Raw genomic sequence first — 20,589 nt, 5'->3', positions numbered from 1 at the left:
AATGTAATGTTAAATTTAAAAAGGCAATAAAATACAATGGCCTGCAAGAAGGTTTTGCAAGCCTGTTCGTTTTATTTTGTCAAATTCTGCTTGTGCGAATCAGCGGCGTTATGGTAGTGCTAAAAAAAGGCCCGCCAGGATTCGCATGTCAAACGGATGATGCATGAATCGTGCCGAAACCCTTTCCATCCTGTTTTCGAGAGTACGCCATGAGAAATTTTGTCAGTTTCAGGAATATCAAAAAGAGCTACGACGGCGACAAGCTGGTGGTGCGCAACCTTAATCTGGACGTGGCAGAAGGGGAGTTTTTGACGCTGTTAGGGCCCTCAGGATCGGGGAAAACCACCAGCCTGATGATGCTGGCGGGCTTTGAAACGCCCACCGATGGCGAGATTCTGCTGCGTGATAAACCCCTGCACACGCTGCCGCCCCATCAGCGTGATATCGGCATGGTGTTTCAGAATTATGCGCTGTTTCCCCATATGACCGTGGCGGAGAATCTGGCATTTCCCCTATCCATACGTCGCCTGAGCAAAGCGGATATCAAAGTGCGGGTTAAGCGCGTGCTGGATATGATTAAACTGACCTCGCTGGCCGATCGCTATCCTGCCCAGATGTCGGGTGGCCAGCAGCAACGTGTAGCGCTGGCGCGGGCACTGGTTTTTGAACCCAGGCTGATTCTGATGGATGAACCGTTAGGGGCACTGGATAAACAGCTGCGTGAGCATATGCAGATGGAAATCAAGCAACTGCACAACCTGCTTGGGCTGACCATCGTTTACGTCACGCATGACCAGAGCGAAGCAATGACCATGTCAGACCGGGTCGCGGTGTTTAATGATGGCATGATTCAGCAGATGGACAGCCCGAGTAAGCTTTATGAGCAGCCAGATAATGCCTTTGTTGCACAGTTTATCGGCGAAAATAACTGCCTGTTAGCCACACAATCGGGTCAAAAGGGCGAGTATTATCAGGTGGCGCTGGATAATGGCGTTCATCTGGACGCGCTGAAAGTCCGACCCAGTTCGCGTGGCAAACGTATCCAGCTCAGCATCCGGCCCGAACGCATCAACGTGAACGCACCAAAACCGGGCGACCAGTCTGTGCAGGCTACCATTCAACAGTTTATCTATCTGGGTGATCATGTCCGCATGCTGACCGACGTGGCCGGGCAGGGGAATTTTATGGTGAAACTGGCCTCATCCGATGTCGCGCCTGAGTGGAAACCGGGGAGCGAGGTTATGCTTTCCTGGCAGCCACAGCATTTACGTGCGCTGGATGTGACATTGCAATAAAAAAAGAGCATGCGGGCTGCATGCTCTTTGTTCTCACTACCGGTCAGGCGGTTTGTTACTGGCCTTCCGCCTGGAGTGACTGAATTGCTGTCAGGGCAATGGTATAGACGATGTCGTCCACCAGCGCACCGCGCGACAGGTCGTTAACGGGTTTACGCATCCCTTGCAGCATCGGTCCGATAGAAATCAGATCGGCTGAGCGCTGCACCGCTTTATAGGTGGTGTTACCGGTATTCAGATCCGGGAAGATAAATACCGTTGCGCGACCCGCGACCTGCGAGTTTGGCGCTTTCGATTTCGCGACGTCTTCCATAATCGCCGCGTCATACTGCAGCGGACCGTCAATGACCAGATCCGGGCGTTTTTCCTGTGCCAGACGGGTAGCTTCGCGCACTTTTTCGACGTCGCTTCCTGCCCCGGAGTTACCGGTCGAGTAGGAGATCATCGCCACGCGCGGATCAATACCGAAGGCTTTGGCGGAATCGGCAGACTGGATAGCAATTTCAGCCAGCTGTTCAGCGGTAGGATCCGGGTTAATCGCGCAGTCGCCATAGACCAGCACCTGCTCCGGCAGCAGCATAAAGAATACCGACGAGACCAGAGAACTGTTCGGGGCGGTTTTAATCAGCTGTAACGGCGGACGAATGGTATTGGCCGTGGTATGCACCGCACCTGAAACCAGGCCGTCTACCTCGCCACGCTCCAGCATCATGGTACCGAGCACCACGTTGTCTTCCAGCTGTTCCTGCGCCACCACTTCGGTCATGCCTTTGTTTTTACGCAGTTCAACCAGACGCGGAACGTAGTTCTGGCGAACCACTTCAGGGTCAACAATCTCAATGCCTTTACCCAGCTCAACGCCCTGTACTGCGGCCACGCGCTGAATTTCATCCGGGTTACCTAACAGCACGCAGGTCGCAATGCCGCGATCGGCACAGATCGCGGCCGCTTTCACGGTGCGAGGCTCATCGCCTTCTGGCAGGACGATGCGTTTACCGGCTTTACGTGCCAGCTCGGTCAACTGATAACGGAATGCCGGCGGGGACAGACGACGGCTGCGTTCAGAGGTGGCGGTCAGCGACTCAATCCAGTCTGCATTGATGTAGCCTGCGACATATTCCTGCACTTTCTCAATGCGCTGTGTGTCGTCTACCGGCACTTCCAGATTGAAGCTTTGCAGACTCAGTGATGTCTGCCAGGTATTGGTTTTGACCATAAAGACCGGCAGACCGGTCTGGAACGCGCGTTCGCACAGTTTGGCGATCCGCTCGTCGATCTCGTAGTTACCGGTTAACAGAATAGCCCCAATCTCTACGCCGTTCATGGCGGCCAGACAGGCGGCAACCAGTACATCCGGACGGTCTGCGGAGGTGACCAGCAGCGAGCCTGGACGGAAGTGCTCAAGCATATGAGGAATGCTGCGGGCACAGAAGGTTACCGACTTCACGCGGCGCGTCTGAATTTCACCTTCATTAATGATGCGCGCGTTCAGGTGGCGGCACATATCAATCGCGCGGGTCGCGATCAGATCAAAGCTCCACGGCACGCAACCCAGGATGGGCAACGGGCTGTTGGCAAACAATTGGTCGGGATTGATATTGGCAATGCTGGCCTTCGTGGAATCATCGAAGATTTCAGACAGGTCGGGACGCGTCCGGCCCTGTTCGTCGACCGGCGCGTTCAGCTTGTTAATAATGACGCCGGTGATGTTTTTATTCTTCGCACCGCCAAAGCTACTTTGCGTCAGTTCAATACGTTCTTTAAGCTGGGCCGGCGAGTCATTACCCAGCGCGGTCACAAACACAATTTCAGCGTTCAGCGTTTTGGCAATTTCGTAGTTAAGGGCGCTGGCAAACTGATGTTTGCGCGTGGGCACCAGGCCCTCCACCAGCACCACTTCTGCATCCTGCGTATTCGCATGATAGCGGGCAATAATTTCTTCCATCAGCACGTCCTGCTGATTGGACCCCAGCAAGGATTCAACGCGTGACATGGGCAGCGGTTCTGCCGCAGGAATACCGGAATTTTTGCGTACGATGCTGGTGGTTTGGTCGGGCGCATTGCCACCGGCGCGTGGTTGAGCAATGGGTTTGAAAACGCTCAGTCGAACGCCTTTACGTTCCATGGCGCGAATAACGCCAAGGCTAACGCTGGTCAAGCCGACGCTGGTGCCGGTCGGAATGAGCATAATTGTACGTGACACGATTGCACCTCTCAGAGTTCACTGGGTGTCAAAATAACACCGTCAGCCTGAGCTGACGGAGAAAGGATATCAGGCGGTAAGACGCGCGGCGTCCCTGGCGATGACTAACTCTTCATTCGTTGGGATAACCAGTGCCGGACGCGTGCCCTCTTTGTTGATGAAGCCCGCTTTACCAAAACGCGCGGCCAGGTTGCGGTCATGATCGAGTTCAAAGCCCAGCAGAGCCAGTTTCTTCAGCGTTAACTCGCGGACCATCGCCGCATTTTCACCGATACCACCGGTGAAGATCACGCCATCAAGACGGCCGTCCATCAGCGCAGTATAGCTGCCGATGTATTTGGCGAGGCGATGGCAGAATACGTCCATTGCGCGTTTGGCATCGTCTTTCGTGGCGTAATTATCTTCAACGTAGCGGCAGTCGCTGGTGACTTCGGTCAGCCCTAACAGACCGGACTCTTTGGTCAGCATCTTGTTGATAGCATCCACGTTCATGCCCAATGTATCGTGCAGGAAGAAGATGATGGCCGGATCAATATCACCGCTGCGGGTGCCCATCACCAGGCCTTCCAGCGGCGTCAGCCCCATGGAGGTATCCACACATTCGCCGTTACGGATGGCAGAAACCGATCCACCGTTACCGAGGTGACAGGTGATGATATTCAGGGTTTCCAGCGGCTTATTCAGCATTTTTGCCGCTTCGTGGGTCACATAGTAGTGGCTGGTACCGTGCGCACCGTAGCGACGCACGCCGTGATCTTTGTAGAGCGCATAGGGCAGCGCATAGAGATAGGATTCTTCCGGCATTGTCTGATGGAAAGCGGTGTCAAAAACCGCCACATTCTTGTCAGACAAATGGGGGAAGTTTTTCATCGCTTCATCAATGCCGATCAGGCCCGCAGGATTATGCAGCGGTGCAAAAGAAGCGGCATCTTTGATACCCTGAACGACAGCGTCAGAGATCACGACCGATTGCGTCAATTTTTCACCGCCGTGGACGATGCGATGACCTATTGCAGCGATTTGTGCCGAAAGCTCTGGTTTTTGTGCCAGAATTGTTTTAACAATGAAATTCAGTGCTTCGCTGTGGGCAGCGCCAGCACCTAAAGGTGCTTCCTGTTTTTGGCCGTCAAGCTTCCACTTGATCCGCGCTTCGGGCAGGTGAAAACATTCAGCCAGACCTGACAGAAATTCGTCTCCGGTGGTGGGATTCAGAATGGCAAACTTAAGGGATGAGCTGCCGCAGTTCAGGACCAGTACTAACTTACTCGACATGGAAGTACCTATTTGTTAAAAGTGGCTAAAAAAAACGCAATCAGACATACAGCGTAGCCTATTGAAGCTGCCAGATTAATGACAAAAGTCATACCCGGGTCAAAATAATGCGTTATACGCAAAAAAAGTTGAGTTTTTACGCATAAATTTTAAATCACGCTTAAAACGGGTCTTATCGCCTCTGTGACAAAGAAGGTTGCGACACTGACGCGACTAAAACGGCGTCAGAATAGCCGGAGTCACCTTTAAAGACAAAAAGATTTGAAGGATGTTACGTAAAGTTGTGTCGTTATAGTTATTTTTCAAAAAATACAGCATTAGTTGAGGCGAGCCATGGCGAATCAATCTAACACGGGCTGGTTCCGGATGTTTCAGCGCGGACAGCATTATATGAAGACGTGGCCCAATGATAAACGTCTGGCACCGGTCTTTCCCGAAAACCGGGTATCAACGGCCACGCGCTTTGCCATTCGCTTTATGCCCCCGCTGGCGGTGTTTACACTGACCTGGCAGATCGCGATGGGTGGGCAACTGGGCCCTGCCGTCGCGACAGCGCTTTTCGCCTGCAGTTTACCGATGCAGGGATTGTGGTGGCTGGGCAAACGTTCGGTCACGCCGCTGCCGCCGACGCTTCTGCGCTGGTTTCATGACGTGCGCACCAAACTGGAAGCCGCAGGGCAGGCGATTGCGCCGGTTGAAGGCACGCCAACCTATCAGGCGCTTGCCGATCTGCTGAAGCGCGCCTTTAAGCAACTGGACCGGACTTTTCTGGACGATCTCTAACCTGCAGCGTGCCGAAATATTGCATGTGAATCTGTGGTTAAATCAATGAAAAGCGATGTGGCAACCTCCGCATCGCTCCCCCTGTGTCATCATCCTTCCATCGTATAAAACCTGAACAGCCTCTGGGCTGAGGGAGAGAAAGATGGAAATGACCCACGCACAACGCTTAATTCTGGCGAACCAGTACAAAATGATGGCGATGCTGGAGCCTGAGAATGCGGAGCGCTTTCGGCGTTATCAGACCATTATTGAGCGCGGCTACAGCCTGCAGATGCGTGAACTGGATAAAGAGTTCGGCGAACTCTCTGAAGCCACCTGCCGTACGCTCATCGACATCATGGAAATGCACCATGCGCTACAGATTTCCTGGTCTAATCTGAAAACCGAAGGAGAGATCGATACCCGGCGCCTGGCGTTTCTGGGATTTGATGCGGCTACGGAATCCCGCTACCTTGGCTATGTGCGCTTTATGGTGAATACGGAAGGGCGCTACACGCATTTTGATTCCGGCACGCACGGCTTCAATGCACAAACACCGATGTGGGAAAAGTATCAACGCATGCTGGCTTTATGGCAGACTTGTCCCCGCCAGTACCATTTAAGCGTAAACGAGATTGCGCAAATCATTAACGCCTGATGAGGAGTGACGTGTGGAGTACAGTGGTTTTTTGTTTGATTTAGACGGCACCTTAGTGGATTCATTACCGGCGGTTGAACGTGCCTGGTCTAACTGGGGCGCACGTCATGGCATTGCGGCTGATGAGATTCTGGACTTCATTCACGGTAAACAGGCAATCACCTCCCTGCGTCATTTTATGGCCGGTCAGTCAGAGGCCGCGATTCAGGCCGAGTTCCTGGCACTGGAAAAAACGGAAGCGGAAGATACGGACGGTGTGAAGGCGTTACCAGGTGCCCTGGCGCTGCTCACTCAGCTTAATGAACTGCAGATCCCTTGGGCGATTGTTACTTCAGGTTCTGTGCCAGTGGCTCATGCCCGCCACAAAGCGGCGGGCCTGCCTCTGCCTGCGGTCTTCATTACGGCTGAGCAGGTAGCAAAGGGTAAGCCTGAACCCGATCCCTACCTGCTGGGTGCCGAAAGGCTGAAACTGTCTCCAGCCGACTGTGTTGTGGTTGAAGATGCGCCTGCTGGCGTGATGGCCGGGCTGTCGGCGGGCTGTGCCGTCATTGCTGTCAATGCGCCAGACGAGACACCGCGACTGGATGACGTGGCGCTGCGCCTGACTTCACTGGCGTCACTAATCATTACCAGACAGCCAGCGGGTAAGTTTGCCTTTCACAGCCAGCCTTAAGTGCAGAGTGGCGGCATCGGGCCGCCCGAATCAGAGCGGTGTATCTTGCGAGATTTCGTCCAGAGACAGGCTAAAGCTTGGGATAAACACCTCAACAAAATAGCTCATTTCAGGCGAGCGACGCTGAGTCAGGGTTTTTTCCAGCCGCGCCTTGGCGAGTAAGAATTCATTGTTGCCTGCCGACAACTCTTCCAGGCATTTAACGTAGGCGCAGAGTGCGTCGGCCTGCTTCACTACCGCTTTCTCATCTTCACTGTGCAGATGTTCATCAATCAGCGGGCGATAAACGTCCTGCAACTCGTCGGGCAGCATCTCAATCAACTTCTGCTGCGCGATTTTCTCAATCTTTTTGTATTCATGGGCAATTTGCGCGTTGTAATACTTCACCGGCGTAGGCAAATCGCCCGTGAGCACTTCACTGGCATCATGGTACAGCGCCATCATCGCGATGCGCTCGGCATTCAGGTTACCGTTAAACTTTTTGTTCTTGATGATGGCCAGCGCATGGGCGACCATCGCCACCTGTAAACTGTGTTCAGAGACGTTTTCGGTCCGCACGTTACGCATCAGTGGCCAGCGGTTAATCAGTTTGAGGCGTGAGAGGTGGGCGAAGAAATGGCTTTGAGTCATGGTCATTCCTGTTTACGACAGGGGAGAGGTTAACTCTCCCCAAAATGACATCAGTATAGATGCAACAGGACTACTGGCGGTAGCCTTGCAGGAAACGGCCAAACTTATTGATGGCCATTTCCAGGTCATCGACGCGCGGCAGGGTTACGATACGCAGATGATCGGGCCACGGCCAGTTAAACGCGGTGCCCTGCACCAGCAGCACTTTTTCCTGTAACAGGAAGTCCAGCACCATCTTCTGGTCGTCCTGAATATTGAATTTTTTGGCATCAATTTTCGGGAACATGTACAGCGCTCCCTCCGGCTTCACACAGCTGACGCCGGGAATATCGTTGATCAGTTCCCAGGCACGCTGACGCTGTTCGTAGAGACGACCACCCGGTGCGATGAACTCACTGATGCTCTGATATCCCCCCAGGGCGGTCTGAATTGCGTGCTGCGCCGGAACGTTGGCGCACAGGCGCATGGAAGCCAGCATTTCCAGCCCTTCTATATAGCCTTTTGCGTGCTTTTTCGGGCCATTCAGCACCATCCAGCCCTGACGGAAGCCCGCCACGCGGTAGGTTTTTGACAGGCCGTTAAACGTGACCGTTAACAAGTCCGGTGCCAGTGCGGCAATAGAGTGGTGCTGTGCGGCATCGTAGAGAATCTTATCGTAGATCTCGTCAGCAAATATAATCAGGTTATGCTGACGGGCTATCTCAACCACGTCCATCAGCAGCTCTTTGCTGTAAACCGCACCGGTGGGGTTGTTGGGGTTGATGATAACAATGCCGCGAGTGCGTGGCGTAATTTTGCTACGAATATCATCCAGATCCGGGAACCAGCCAGCGGACTCATCACACAAATAGTGCACGGCTTTTCCGCTCGACAGCGACACGGCTGCCGTCCAGAGCGGATAGTCCGGTGCCGGAACCAGCATTTCATCTCCGCTGTTCAGCAGCGCCTGCATCGCCTGAACGATCAGTTCTGAGACACCGTTTCCAATGTAGATATCTTCTACTGTGACATCGCGCATATCCCGCGCCTGATAATGCTGCATGATGGCCTTTCGGGCGGAATAGAGCCCTTTGGAATCGCAATAACCTTGTGCACTGGGCAGGTTACGGATCACATCCACCAGAATTTCATCGGGCGCTTCAAAGCCAAACGGCGCGGGGTTACCGATGTTCAACTTGAGAACTTTATTACCTTCTTCTTCCAGGCGCTTGGCCTCTTTTAAAACCGGCCCACGAATGTCATAACACACATTGTCCAGTTTGCCGGATTTATCAATTTGAAAAGTCATTTTTGGCCGCCTTAATATGCAGAATCCTTTTGCCTGCCGCTGAAAACAAACCTGCACAATGTACTCTCCTCACGAACACAAAAGAAGGGCGCGAGGTGGTTTTGGCGTCTTCAGCATCTTTGTCTCCGTCCAGACGACGTAATGCATATTGCTTATGACCCTGCATGGTTTAAAAGTCTGCTTTAGTCATCATTAATGGTTTTTTATGCTGCATGATAAAAAGGCTTTGTTTGGCGCGTTGCTGTTTTTTTTATGCCGACAGGGAACGTAATCGACATGGTGAAATCAGAACAGGCCTAATGCGTCATAAATGAAATAGTTTAATTATGCTTTATTGATGCATAAATTTTGCACGATAGTGCATAGCGTAAGTAGGGTGTGACAGCCGTGCATTAATCGTTAATACGGTTAACTATTTTATCTCTAAGGACTTTTTTCCGTTTTTTGAAGCCAGGCTAAAAAACAGAGAGCATCTTTAGTACAGGTTTACCTGTCTAAAAGTCTTATTCACTGTTTTTGGGCGGGTTGAATGCGCACAGGACGTGCGGGATGTGTTGGAAAATGCGATCCGATCAAAATTTGCAATGCTTTTCATAAAAACATTTCCATTTTGCGGTCAAAAATGATTAAGTATAATTTACTATTTGATGTGATTAAACGCGATACAGCGTGTGTGTATGACAGACCCATTTACCCCGGCGTAATGACTTTTTTGGGGTTGAAAAAGACAACTACACAGCTTCCCGCAATTTTGCATCCAGTGCCTTCGGTACAGAAGTTGTCTCTGTCTTCAGGTCACGGCTTCCGTGTTTTACAGGAACGTGCCGTGCGCCTTCGTAAGTAAATTTTATGTCGGCCCTGTGATGGGACGGCATGAAGCATCATTACCGCTTATCGCTTTGATAAGCTTGTAATAACACCAGGATAGTAGTTCTTAAAACTCTAATAAGTGAAGAAAAACATGACTAATGCAAATCGTCCGATACTTAATCTCGATCTCGATCTGCTTCGAACTTTTGTTGCTGTTGCGGATTTAAACACCTTTGCAGCCGCGGCTGCTGCGGTATGCAGAACGCAATCGGCAGTAAGTCAGCAGATGCAGCGTCTGGAACAACTGGTCGGTAAAGAGTTGTTTGCCAGGCATGGCCGCAACAAATTATTAACAGAACATGGCATTCAGCTTCTGGGTTATGCCAGAAAAATTCTGCGTTTTAACGATGAAGCCTGCACATCGCTGATGTACAGCAATATTCAGGGCGTTCTGACAATCGGGGCGTCAGACGATACGTCCGATACCATTCTGCCGTTCCTGTTAAACCGCGTTACCTCTGTTTATCCCAAACTGGCCATTGACGTTCGTGTGAAACGCAATCCATTTATGATGGAAATGCTGAATCAGGGCGAAGTCGATCTGGTTGTTACCACCTCCAGTCCGGGTAACTTTACACACCAGGTACTGCGGACATCGCCAACCCTGTGGTATTGCGCAGCGGACTATGTGTTCCAGCGTGGGGAAGCGATCCCTCTGGTATTGCTGGATGAACCCAGCCCTTACCGTGATATGGCGATTGACCATCTGAACGAAGCAGGCATTCCCTGGCGCATCTCTTACGTCGCTTCAACGCTGGCAGCGGTGCGTGCTGCCGTTAAAGCTGGTTTAGGCGTGACCGCGCGTCCGGTGGAGATGATGAGCCCTGAACTGCGCGTAATGGGTGCAGCAGAAGGATTACCGGTGCTGCCAGATACTCAGTATCTGCTGTGCCGCAACGCGGACAACGACAACGAACTGGCGCTGGCCATTTTCAACGCCATGCAGTCTACCCACGATCCCTACAACATGATCGGCAATGCCGATGGTGCCTTACTGCTGGACGACGAAGAGTAAATCCCGTCTTCTTTCGCAAAAAATGCGAAATCTGCCGGCACGTTAATCTGAGTAAATGCGCCTTTTGTTCTGTAACCGGAACAAGAGGCTTTTTTTTGCTGCTTTTCTGACCCGTGGTTTTCTTTTTCAGTCCTGTTCTGTCAATTACCTGTTCATACTCTGGTCAACAGGGCGAGTGGGGAAGGGAAAGCACGAAGTGGAGATTTGTTGATGCGAATCAGGCTGATAACTGATTAAATTTAACACAAAAATGATAATTCTGTGTTCTGGATCAACAAAATAGCCCTTCTAAAAGCAAGGCAATCCCGCCGAATCCTGTCAAACTATGCGCGTTGATAACGCGATCCACACGTTGAAATACCCGCTACACTGAAATTACCCCTACAGACTGAAGCGATTTAGCTGGAAACACGCGCGTCATATGTTAATAATATGATGCAGGTGTAAAATAATGTTTGGATACTTTTGTCAAAGTTGACAAAAGGTTATAGAAAGGAGTAAAAAACCACATAAAATTGCTGCTTATTGCACAGTAACAGCAAAATTTGTAAGGTTTTTATCCTTCCCTTTGAATCGATGTGGTGAGTTTGCTGCCAGAACCAGAGCAGGATGCCAGCGCCACTTTTGATGAGTAAGCAATGAGTATGTCAACTACCACCGAAATCATCGCTCAGCATTGGGCATTCATCGTTTTTATCGTCATCGCATTTGGCCTCTGTGCGTTTATGTTGACCGGAGGATGGCTGTTAGGCGGCAGAGCTCGTGCCCGTCATAAAGACACGCCTTTCGAATCCGGTATTGAATCCGTGGGTGATACTCACATCCGCTTATCCGCCAAATTCTACCTGGTGGCGATGTTCTTCGTTATCTTCGACGTCGAAGCTCTCTTTTTATACGCATGGGCGACCTCAATCCGTGAAAGTGGATGGGTCGGCTTTGTGGAAGCCGCAATTTTCATTTTGGTGCTCCTGGCGGGCCTGGTTTATCTGGTGCGCATTGGCGCGTTGGACTGGACTCCTGCACGCCGCCGAATCGTGGTTAAAACTCCCACGGTAAGTCACACCAATCCTCACAAGCAGTAAAAGAGAGGCAATAAGATGGACTATACGCTCACCCGCATAGACCCGAACGGTGGTGAGAACGACCGTTACCCTCTGCAAAAGCAGGAAATCGTCAGCGATCCGCTGGAGCAGCACGTTCATCGCAGCGTTTACATGGGCAAGCTCGAACATGCCCTGCACGACATGGTGAACTGGGGACGTAAGAATTCCCTGTGGCCCTACAACTTTGGTCTTTCCTGCTGCTACGTTGAGATGACCACCTCCTTCACCGCCGTGCACGATGTGGCGCGTTTTGGTGCTGAGGTTATGCGTGCCTCACCGCGTCAGGCCGACTTTATGGTTATTGCCGGTACGCCGTTCACTAAAATGGCCCCGGTGATTCAGCGTTTGTACGATCAGATGCTGGAGCCGAAATGGGTCATTTCCATGGGGGCCTGTGCTAACTCAGGCGGCATGTACGATATCTATTCTGTCGTGCAGGGCGTGGATAAATTCCTGCCGGTTGACGTTTACATTCCAGGTTGCCCACCGCGTCCTGAAGCCTACATGCAGGCTCTGCTGTTACTGCAGGAGTCGATTGGTAAAGAGCGTCGTCCTCTGTCCTGGGTGGTCGGCGATCAGGGCGTTTACCGTGCCAATATGCAGTCTGAGCGTGAACGTAAGCGTGGCGAGCGTATTGCAGTAACCAACCTGCGTACACCAGACGAAGTTTAAGTTAACCGTATGGATGGAATTAGTGCCTGCAGCGACAATACACAAATTAATGCATGGCACCATCCTGACGCCTTCATTTGAGCGCCTGTTAGCAGGCCGGAATGGTGAGTAACGTATGACAGATTTGACCACGCAAGATCTCGCTCAGCCGCTATGGCAAACCCGGGATCATCTGGATGACCCGGTAATTGGCGAATTGCGTAATCGTTTTGGGCCGGATGCCTTTACTGTTCAGGCAACACGTACCGGGATTCCGGTGGTATGGGTTAAGCGTGAACAGCTACTGGAAATCATCACTTTCCTGCGTAAATTACCCAAGCCTTACGTCATGCTCTATGACCTGCATGGTATGGACGAACGTTTACGCACCCACCGCGCCGGGTTACCTGCCGCGGATTTTTCCGTTTTCTACCACCTGCTTTCGATTGAACGCAACCGCGACATCATGCTCAAGGTGGCATTGTCTGAAAACGATATGCACGTGCCGACCATCACGAAAATTTTCGCCAATGCGAACTGGTATGAGCGCGAAACCTGGGAGATGTTCGGCATCACTTTTGACGGTCACCCGCACCTGACCCGCATCATGATGCCGCAGACGTGGGAAGGGCACCCGCTGCGTAAGGATTACCCTGCGCGCGCCACCGAATTCGATCCTTTCACGCTGACCAAACAGAAAGAAGATCTGGAAATGGAAGCGCTGACGTTCAAGCCAGAAGACTGGGGCATGAAACGCAGTACTGCCAGTGAAGACTTCATGTTCCTTAACCTGGGTCCTAACCACCCCTCCGCGCACGGTGCGTTCCGCATCATTTTGCAGCTGGATGGTGAAGAGATTGTCGACTGCGTTCCGGATATTGGTTATCACCACCGTGGTGCCGAGAAGATGGGCGAGCGTCAGTCCTGGCACAGCTATATTCCCTACACTGACCGCATCGAATACCTCGGTGGCTGCGTCAACGAAATGCCTTATGTGCTGGCGGTAGAGAAACTGGCCGGCATCGTGGTGCCCGATCGCGTTAACGTAATCCGCGTGATGCTTTCAGAGCTGTTCCGCATCAACAGTCACCTGCTGTACATCTCCACCTTTATTCAGGACGTCGGGGCCATGACGCCGGTGTTCTTTGCCTTTACCGACCGTCAGAAAATTTATGACGTGGTGGAGGCGATTACTGGTTTCCGTATGCATCCGGCCTGGTTCCGTATTGGCGGCGTCGCACATGACCTGCCGAAAGGCTGGGAACGCCTGCTGCGTGACTTCCTGGACTGGATGCCAAAACGTCTGAAAGAGTATGACAAAGCGGCGCTGCGCAACACCGTACTGATGGGCCGTTCGCAGGGCGTAGCTGCCTATAACATGGAAGAAGCGCTGGCCTGGGGCACAACCGGTGCCGCACTACGTGCAACGGGTCTCGATTTTGACGTGCGTAAATGGCGCCCCTACTCAGGCTATGAAAACTTCGATTTTGAGGTTCCTGTGGGCGCGGGCATCAGTGATGCCTATACGCGCGTACAACTGAAAATGGAAGAGATGTGGCAGTCGCTGCGTATCCTGGAGCAGTGCCTGAACAACATGCCGGAAGGGCCGTTTAAGGCGGATCATCCGTTAACCACGCCGCCACCGAAAGAGCGTACGCTGCAGCACATTGAAACCCTGATCACCCACTTCCTGCAGGTTTCCTGGGGCCCGGTCATGCCGGCCAACGAATCTTTCCAGATGATTGAGGCGACCAAAGGGATCAACAGTTACTACCTGACCAGCGACGGCAGCACGATGAGTTACCGCACGCGTGTGCGTACACCGAGCTTCCCGCACCTGCAGCAGATTCCATCGGTAATCCGTGGCAGCCTGGTATCCGACCTGATCGTATACCTCGGTAGTATCGACTTTGTTATGTCAGACGTGGACCGCTAATTATGCACGATCAACACATTGCTATTAAAACGATCGACCCTAACGAGGTCTTCGTGCTGAGTGCGGAAGAGCACCATGCGATTGAGCACGAAAAACACCATTACGAAGATGCGCGCGCTGCCTCCATTGAAGCACTGAAAATTGTGCAGAAGCAGCGCGGCTGGGTGCCTGACGGTGCGATCCATGCGATTGCAGAAGTGTTAGGGATTCCTGCCAGCGACGTAGAAGGCGTGGCAACGTTCTATAGTCAGATTTTCCGTCAGCCTGTTGGCCGCCACGTGATTCGCTACTGCGACAGCGTGGTGTGCCACATCACCGGTTTTCAGGGGATTCAGGCGGCACTGGAAGAAAACCTGAATATTAAGCCTGGCCAGACGACAACCGACGGTCGCTTTACCTTACTGCCGACCTGTTGCCTGGGTAACTGTGATAAAGGTCCAACCATGATGGTGGATGAAGATACCCACGTTCATCTGACGCCGGAAGGCATCGCCTCTTTGCTGGAGCAGTATCAATGACAATCAAACAGATCATTCGTACTGCTGAAACCCATCCCCTGACCTGGCGCATGCGCGAGGATCAGCAGCCGGTATGGCTTGATGAGTATCGCAGCAAAAACGGCTATGCCGGCGCGGAAAAAGCCCTGAAAGGGATGGCACCTGACGAAATCGTCTCACTGGTAAAAGATTCCGGCCTGAAAGGGCGCGGCGGTGCCGGGTTCTCGACGGGCCTGAAGTGGAGCCTGATGCCAAAAGATGAATCCATGAACATCCGTTACCTGCTGTGTAACGCCGATGAAATGGAGCCTGGCACGTATAAAGACCGCCTGTTGATGGAACAGATGCCGCATCAGCTGGTGGAAGGCATGCTAATCAGTGCGTTTGCCCTGAAAGCTTACCGGGGCTACATCTTTCTGCGCGGCGAATACATTGAAGCCGCAGTGCATCTGCGTCGTGCGATTGCGGAAGCCACTGAAGCAGGCCTGTTGGGCAAAAACATTCTGGGTACCGGTTTTGATTTTGAACTGTTCGTCCACACCGGTGCGGGACGTTATATCTGCGGTGAAGAAACGGCACTGATTAACTCCCTGGAAGGTCGCCGTGCCAACCCACGTTCCAAGCCGCCTTTCCCGGCAAGCGCCGGCGTGTGGGGCAAGCCGACCTGCGTGAACAACGTTGAAACGCTATCGAACGTGCCGGCTATTCTGGCCAACGGCGTCGAGTGGTACAAAGGTCTGTCAAAAAGCGACGATGCCGGTACGAAACTAATGGGCTTCTCCGGTCGGGTGAAAAACCCTGGCGTGTGGGAACTGCCATTTGGTATCACCGCACGCGAAATCCTTGAGGATTATGCCGGCGGTATGCGCGACGGCCTGCGTTTTAAAGCCTGGCAGCCGGGCGGCGCGGGGACCGACTTTTTAACGGAGCAGCACCTCGATCTGCCCATGGAATTTGCCAGCATTGGTAAAGCCGGCAGCCGTCTGGGTACCGCTCTGGCAATGGCCGTTGACCATGAAATCAACATGGTTTCACTGGTGCGTAACCTGGAAGAGTTCTTTGCCCGCGAATCCTGCGGTTGGTGTACGCCATGCCGTGATGGCCTGCCGTGGAGCGTGAAGATTCTGCGCGCGCTGGAGCAGAAAAAAGGCCAGCCGGGGGACATTGAGACCCTGGAGCAGCTTTGCCGCCAGCTTGGCCCGGGCAAAACCTTCTGTGCCCACGCGCCGGGTGCGGTCGAGCCGCTGCAGAGCGCCATTAAATATTTCCGTGAAGAGTTTGAAGCCGGCATTGCGCCGCAGGTGTTTGGCAATACCCGATCTATCGGCGGTATTCAGCCAAACCTGCTGAAAGCGCGCTGGTAATTCGCCGTTATCCACGGGAGCTGGCCCTGTGCCGCCGTCCCTGTTGCAGTGTGCAGGGGCAAGAATTTGATTAACGCTCGTTTCTGACGAGCCTGACGGAAGCATGTCACTATGGCTACTATCCATGTAGACGGTAAAGAATATGATGTGAACGGAGCGGACAACCTGCTACAGGCATGTCTGTCTCTGGGCCTTGATATTCCTTATTTTTGCTGGCATCCGGCGCTGGGAAGCGTGGGTGCCTGCCGCCAGTGTGCGGTGAAGCAATTCCAGAACGCTGAAGACACCCGCGGCCGCCTTGTCATGTCCTGTATGACACCGGCGTCCGATGGCACCTTCATCTCAATTGATGATGGCGAAGCGAAAGAGTTCCGTGAAAGCGTGGTGGAGTGGTTAATGACTAACCACCCACATGACTGTCCGGTATGTGAAGAGGGCGGTAACTGTCATCTTCAGGATATGACGGTCATGACAGGCCACAGCTTCCGCCGCTATCGCTTCACCAAACGTACTCACCGCAATCAGGATCTCGGTCCGTTCATCTCGCACGAAATGAACCGCTGTATCGCCTGCTACCGCTGCGTGCGTTACTACAAAGATTATGCCGACGGTAAAGATCTGGGCGTGTATGGTGCGCACGACAACGTGTATTTTGGTCGTCCGGAAGACGGCACGCTGGAAAGCGAGTTTTCCGGTAACCTGGTCGAAATCTGCCCGACCGGCGTGTTCACCGATAAAACTCACTCCGAACGCTATAACCGTAAATGGGATATGCAGTTCGCGCCAAGCATCTGTCAGCAGTGCAGCGTAGGCTGTAACACCAGCCCCGGTGAGCGCTACGGCGAACTGCGTCGTATCGAAAACCGCTATAACGGCAGCGTTAACCACTACTTCCTGTGTGATCGTGGTCGCTTTGGCTACGGTTATGTCAATCTGAAAGATCGTCCTCGCCATCCGGTCCAGTTGCGTGGCAACGACAGCGTGAAGCTGAATGCCGAACAGGCCGTTAACGCCGGAGCCGATGTCCTGCGTCAGGCGAAGCGCGTCATTGGTATTGGTTCGCCGCGTGCCAGCATCGAAAGTAACTTTGCTCTGCGCGAACTGGTCGGTGCGGAAAACTTCTCTACCGGTATGCCCGCGGGCGAACAGGCGCGTCTTGAACTGCTGCTGAAAGTGCTGCGTGAAGGCGGCATTTATACGCCTTCACTGCGCGAGATCGAGAGCTACGACGCGGTGCTGGTGTTAGGCGAAGACCTGACACAGGTTGGCGCACGCGTGGCCCTGTCAGTGCGTCAGGCAGTAAAAGGCAAAGCCCGCGAAATGGCCGCTGCGCAGAAAGTCGCAGACTGGCAGATCGCCGCGATCCTCAATATCGGTCAGCACGCTAAGCATCCGTTATTTGTCACCAACGTCGATGAAACCCGTCTGGACGACATCGCGGCGTGGAGCTACCGTGCCCCGGTTGAAGAACAGGCGCGTCTTGGCTTTGCGATTGCCCACGCGCTGGACGATAGTGCGCCAGCCGTCAGCGATTTCGACAGTGCGCTGAACGGTAAGCTGGATGTGGTGGTACAGGCGCTGGCCGGTGCCAAAAAACCGCTAATCATTTCCGGTGTGCATTCAGGCAGCAGTGCCATGATCGAAGCGGCCGCGAACGTGGCCAAAGCCCTGAAAGCGCGCGGTGCAGACGTCGGTATCACCCTGCTGGCTGCTCATGCTAACAGCATGGGCCTGGGCCTGATGGGTGGCAATACGCTGGATCAGGCACTGGAACAACTGCAGAACGGCGAAGCCGATGCGGTCGTGGTGCTGGAAAACGATTTGTATCGCCATGCGCCAAAAGCGCAGGTCGATGCGGCGCTGAACCATGCGGCTAACGTGATTGTGGTCGATCATCAGCGCACCGCCACGGTGGAAAAAGCCGGACTGGTGCTTTCCGCCGCCAGTTTTGCCGAAAGCGACGGTACGTCAATTAACCATGAGGGCCGCGCACAGCGCTTCTTCCAGGTGTACGATCCTGCCTACTACGATAACAGCATTGTGATGCTGGAAAGCTGGCGCTGGTTGCACTCGCTGCACAGCGCGCTGGAAAGCCGTCACGTTGACTGGACGCAACTGGACCATGTCATTGATGCCGTTGTGGCAAGTCTGCCACAACTGAAAGGGATCAAGGATGCGGCGCCGGATGCCAGCTTCCGTATTCGTGGTCAGAAGCTGGCGCGTTCTCCGCACCGTGCCAGTGGGCGTACTGCTGCGCGCGCGAATATCAGCGTGCATGAGCCGCGTCAGCCGCAGGATCAGGACACCATGTTTGCCTTCTCGATGGAAGGAAACAACCAGCCGAGCGCACCGCGTTCGCAAATTCCGTTTGCGTGGGCACCAGGCTGGAACTCACCGCAGGCGTGGAACAAATTCCAGGATGAAGTGGGCGGGAAACTGCGTCATGGCGATCCCGGTGTGCGTTTGTTCGAAGCCAGCGATGCGCAGCTTGCCTGGTTCAGCAGCGTGCCAGAAGCCTATGCCACGCAAGGTCAGTTCCGCGTCGCGCCTTACTACCAGTTATTCGGAAGTGAAGAAATGACGCAGCGTGCGCCGGTTATCCAGCAGCGCATGTCGGCACCAACCCTGGTTCTGAACCCGGAAGATGCCGCGAAGCTGGGCGTGAATAACGGTGCAGCGGTGGAATTAACCTGTGCAGGTGAAACCGTACGTTTGCCAGTGCGTTTCTCGGCTTCTTTGCAGGCAGGGCAGGTTGGGCTTCCACTCGGTATGCCGGGTGTCCCGCCCTTCCTGGCGAATGCAAAAATTGATTCTCTGCAGGAGGCGGCGCAATGAGCTGGTTAACACCGGATGTTATCGACATTCTGATCGCCATTGGTAAAGCGCTGGTGATTTTGCTGGTCGTGGTGGCCTGCGGTGCGTTTATGAGCTTCGCCGAGCGTCGTTTGCTCGGCCTGTTTCAGAACCGCTATGGGCCAAACCGTGTGGGCTGGGGCGGATCGTTGCAGCTGGTTGCTGACATGATCAAGATGTTCTTTAAAGAGGACTGGGTTCCCCCGTTCACCGATCGCTTTATCTTTACGCTGGCGCCGGTCATCGCGTTTGTTTCCCTGCTACTGGCCTTTGCTATCGTCCCGGTTTCACCGACCTGGGTGGTGACCGATCTTAATATCGGGTTGCTGTTCTTCCTGATGATGGCGGGCCTGGCTGTGTATGCCGTGCTGTTTGCGGGCTGGTCGAGTAATAACAAATACTCGCTGTTAGGTGCGATGCGTGCCTCTGCGCAGACCTTGAGTTACGAAGTGTTCCTGGGTCTGTCACTGATGGGCGTGGTAGCGCAGGCGGGCTCGTTCAACATGACCGATATCGTCAACAGTCAGACGCATCTGTGGAACATCATCCCGCAGTTCTTTGGGTTTGTGACCTTCTGTATCGCGGGTGTGGCCGTTTGTCACCGCCATCCGTTTGACCAGCCCGAAGCCGAGCAGGAACTGGCTGACGGTTACCACATTGAATATGCCGGTATGAAATTTGGTCTGTTCTTTGTCGGCGAATATGTCGCGATTACCACCGTTTCAGCGCTGATTGTGACGCTGTTCTTTGGTGGCTGGCACGGGCCTTTCCTGCCGCCGTTCATCTGGTTCGCCTTGAAAACGGCGTTCTTTATGATGATGTTCATCCTGATTCGTGCTGCGCTTCCGCGTCCACGCTATGACCAGGTGCTGTCGTTCGGCTGGAAAGTGTGTCTGCCGTTGACGCTGTTGAACCTGCTGGCGACCGCCGCAGTGATTCTTTATACAGCGCAGTAAGGGGTAACAAATGACGTTAAAAGATATTGTCGTAGGCTTCGGCACGACAGTGCGCAGTATCTGGATGATTGGCATGCACGCCTTCGCGAAACGCGAAACCCAGATGTATCCAGAAGAGCCGGTCTACCTGCCACCGCGTTACCGTGGCCGTATTGTGTTGACACGCGATCCTGATGGTGCAGAGCGTTGTGTTGCCTGTAACCTGTGTGCGGTAGCCTGTCCGGTAGGCTGTATTTCGCTGCAAAAAGCGGAAACCAAAGACGGCCGCTGGTATCCAGAGTTCTTCCGTATCAACTTCTCACGCTGCATTTTCTGCGGCCTGTGCGAAGAGGCCTGCCCAACCACCGCTATCCAGCTGACGCCGGATTTCGAACTGGGCGAGTTCAAGCGTCAGGATCTGGTATACGAAAAAGAAGACCTGTTGATCTCGGGGCCGGGTAAATATCCGGAGTACAACTTCTACCGTATGGCAGGTATGGCAATTGACGGTAAAGATAAGGGTGACGCAGAGAACGAAGCGAAACCTATCGACGTCAAAGGCTTACTACCTTAAGGAGCAGGGC

At 53.4% G+C, this 20,589-nt stretch carries 17 protein-coding genes; 13 read left to right on the top strand and 4 right to left on the bottom strand.

Features of this window, described 5'->3' with window-relative positions; translation table 11 throughout:
* Positions 1 to 209 precede the first annotated feature (209 nt).
* Positions 210 to 1,295: an ABC transporter ATP-binding protein gene (locus C7434_RS09280; RefSeq protein ID WP_033740644.1), complete on the top strand. Its 1,086-nt coding sequence runs from the start codon at positions 210 to 212 to the stop codon at positions 1,293 to 1,295.
* A 55-nt stretch (positions 1,296 to 1,350) separates the two neighbouring features.
* Here the strand turns inward: C7434_RS09280 and pta are convergent, their stop codons facing one another.
* The gene (pta, locus tag C7434_RS09275) at positions 1,351 to 3,498 is read right to left on the bottom strand and encodes a phosphate acetyltransferase (protein WP_006120035.1); all 2,148 of its coding nucleotides are present in this window, start codon (positions 3,496 to 3,498) and stop codon (positions 1,351 to 1,353) included.
* Between the two features lie 69 nt (positions 3,499 to 3,567).
* Positions 3,568 to 4,770 (bottom strand): acetate kinase, encoded by a 1,203-nt coding sequence (ackA, locus tag C7434_RS09270; protein ID WP_033740641.1) that lies wholly within the window; start codon positions 4,768 to 4,770, stop codon positions 3,568 to 3,570.
* A 333-nt stretch (positions 4,771 to 5,103) separates the two neighbouring features.
* On the opposite strand from ackA, the gene yfbV reads away from it, so the two are divergent.
* The 3 genes from yfbV to C7434_RS09255 all read left to right on the top strand — a co-directional run bounded on the left by yfbV (position 5,104) and on the right by C7434_RS09255 (position 6,863).
* Positions 5,104 to 5,553, top strand: coding sequence for a terminus macrodomain insulation protein YfbV (yfbV, locus tag C7434_RS09265; protein WP_006120033.1), 450 nt, complete (start codon positions 5,104 to 5,106; stop codon positions 5,551 to 5,553).
* 142 nt (positions 5,554 to 5,695) lie between these two features.
* Positions 5,696 to 6,190 carry a YfbU family protein gene (locus tag C7434_RS09260; RefSeq protein WP_006120032.1) on the top strand — a complete coding sequence of 165 codons (495 nt, stop codon included), beginning with the start codon at positions 5,696 to 5,698 and terminating at the stop codon, positions 6,188 to 6,190.
* A 13-nt stretch (positions 6,191 to 6,203) separates the two neighbouring features.
* Positions 6,204 to 6,863, top strand: coding sequence for a sugar phosphatase (locus C7434_RS09255; RefSeq protein WP_033740639.1), 660 nt, complete (start codon positions 6,204 to 6,206; stop codon positions 6,861 to 6,863).
* Between the two features lie 30 nt (positions 6,864 to 6,893).
* On the opposite strand, the gene yfbR is transcribed toward C7434_RS09255, so the two are convergent.
* On the bottom strand, positions 6,894 to 7,493 hold the full coding sequence (yfbR, locus tag C7434_RS09250) for a 5'-deoxynucleotidase (protein ID WP_006120030.1): 600 nt from the start codon (positions 7,491 to 7,493) through the stop codon (positions 6,894 to 6,896).
* Positions 7,494 to 7,563: 70 nt separating this feature from the next.
* On the bottom strand, positions 7,564 to 8,781 hold the full coding sequence (locus C7434_RS09245) for a pyridoxal phosphate-dependent aminotransferase (RefSeq protein ID WP_033740636.1): 1,218 nt from the start codon (positions 8,779 to 8,781) through the stop codon (positions 7,564 to 7,566).
* 961 nt (positions 8,782 to 9,742) lie between these two features.
* Here C7434_RS09245 and lrhA point away from each other — a divergent pair.
* The 9 genes from lrhA to nuoI all read left to right on the top strand — a co-directional run bounded on the left by lrhA (position 9,743) and on the right by nuoI (position 20,579).
* Complete coding sequence (gene lrhA, locus C7434_RS09240) at positions 9,743 to 10,666, top strand: transcriptional regulator LrhA (RefSeq protein WP_033740635.1); 924 nt, start codon at positions 9,743 to 9,745, stop codon at positions 10,664 to 10,666.
* A gap of 638 nt (positions 10,667 to 11,304) precedes the next feature.
* Positions 11,305 to 11,748, top strand: coding sequence for an NADH-quinone oxidoreductase subunit A (locus C7434_RS09235; RefSeq protein ID WP_006120027.1), 444 nt, complete (start codon positions 11,305 to 11,307; stop codon positions 11,746 to 11,748).
* Positions 11,749 to 11,763: 15 nt separating this feature from the next.
* The gene (locus C7434_RS09230; RefSeq protein WP_006120026.1) at positions 11,764 to 12,441 is read left to right on the top strand and encodes an NADH-quinone oxidoreductase subunit B; all 678 of its coding nucleotides are present in this window, start codon (positions 11,764 to 11,766) and stop codon (positions 12,439 to 12,441) included.
* Between the two features lie 115 nt (positions 12,442 to 12,556).
* Positions 12,557 to 14,356 (top strand): NADH-quinone oxidoreductase subunit C/D, encoded by a 1,800-nt coding sequence (gene nuoC, locus C7434_RS09225; RefSeq protein ID WP_006120025.1) that lies wholly within the window; start codon positions 12,557 to 12,559, stop codon positions 14,354 to 14,356.
* A 2-nt stretch (positions 14,357 to 14,358) separates the two neighbouring features.
* Complete coding sequence (gene nuoE, locus C7434_RS09220) at positions 14,359 to 14,874, top strand: NADH-quinone oxidoreductase subunit NuoE (RefSeq protein ID WP_006120024.1); 516 nt, start codon at positions 14,359 to 14,361, stop codon at positions 14,872 to 14,874.
* A gap of 2 nt (positions 14,875 to 14,876) precedes the next feature.
* Positions 14,877 to 16,217: an NADH-quinone oxidoreductase subunit NuoF gene (gene nuoF / locus C7434_RS09215; RefSeq protein WP_170317973.1), complete on the top strand. Its 1,341-nt coding sequence runs from the start codon at positions 14,877 to 14,879 to the stop codon at positions 16,215 to 16,217.
* Positions 16,218 to 16,328: 111 nt separating this feature from the next.
* Positions 16,329 to 19,052 carry an NADH-quinone oxidoreductase subunit NuoG gene (nuoG, locus tag C7434_RS09210; RefSeq protein WP_033740631.1) on the top strand — a complete coding sequence of 908 codons (2,724 nt, stop codon included), beginning with the start codon at positions 16,329 to 16,331 and terminating at the stop codon, positions 19,050 to 19,052.
* Positions 19,049 to 20,026 carry an NADH-quinone oxidoreductase subunit NuoH gene (nuoH, locus tag C7434_RS09205; RefSeq protein ID WP_033740629.1) on the top strand — a complete coding sequence of 326 codons (978 nt, stop codon included), beginning with the start codon at positions 19,049 to 19,051 and terminating at the stop codon, positions 20,024 to 20,026. The genes nuoG and nuoH overlap by 4 nt, the downstream gene beginning before the upstream one ends.
* A 10-nt stretch (positions 20,027 to 20,036) precedes the next feature.
* Positions 20,037 to 20,579, top strand: coding sequence for an NADH-quinone oxidoreductase subunit NuoI (gene nuoI, locus C7434_RS09200; protein ID WP_006120020.1), 543 nt, complete (start codon positions 20,037 to 20,039; stop codon positions 20,577 to 20,579).
* Positions 20,580 to 20,589: the final 10 nt, after the last annotated feature.

This window comes from Pantoea sp. PNA 14-12 (assembly GCF_004364735.1).
Taxonomy (GTDB): domain Bacteria; phylum Pseudomonadota; class Gammaproteobacteria; order Enterobacterales; family Enterobacteriaceae; genus Pantoea; species Pantoea stewartii.
Note: the sequence above shows the minus strand (reverse complement) of the source record. Positions and strands in the feature narration are given on the sequence as shown.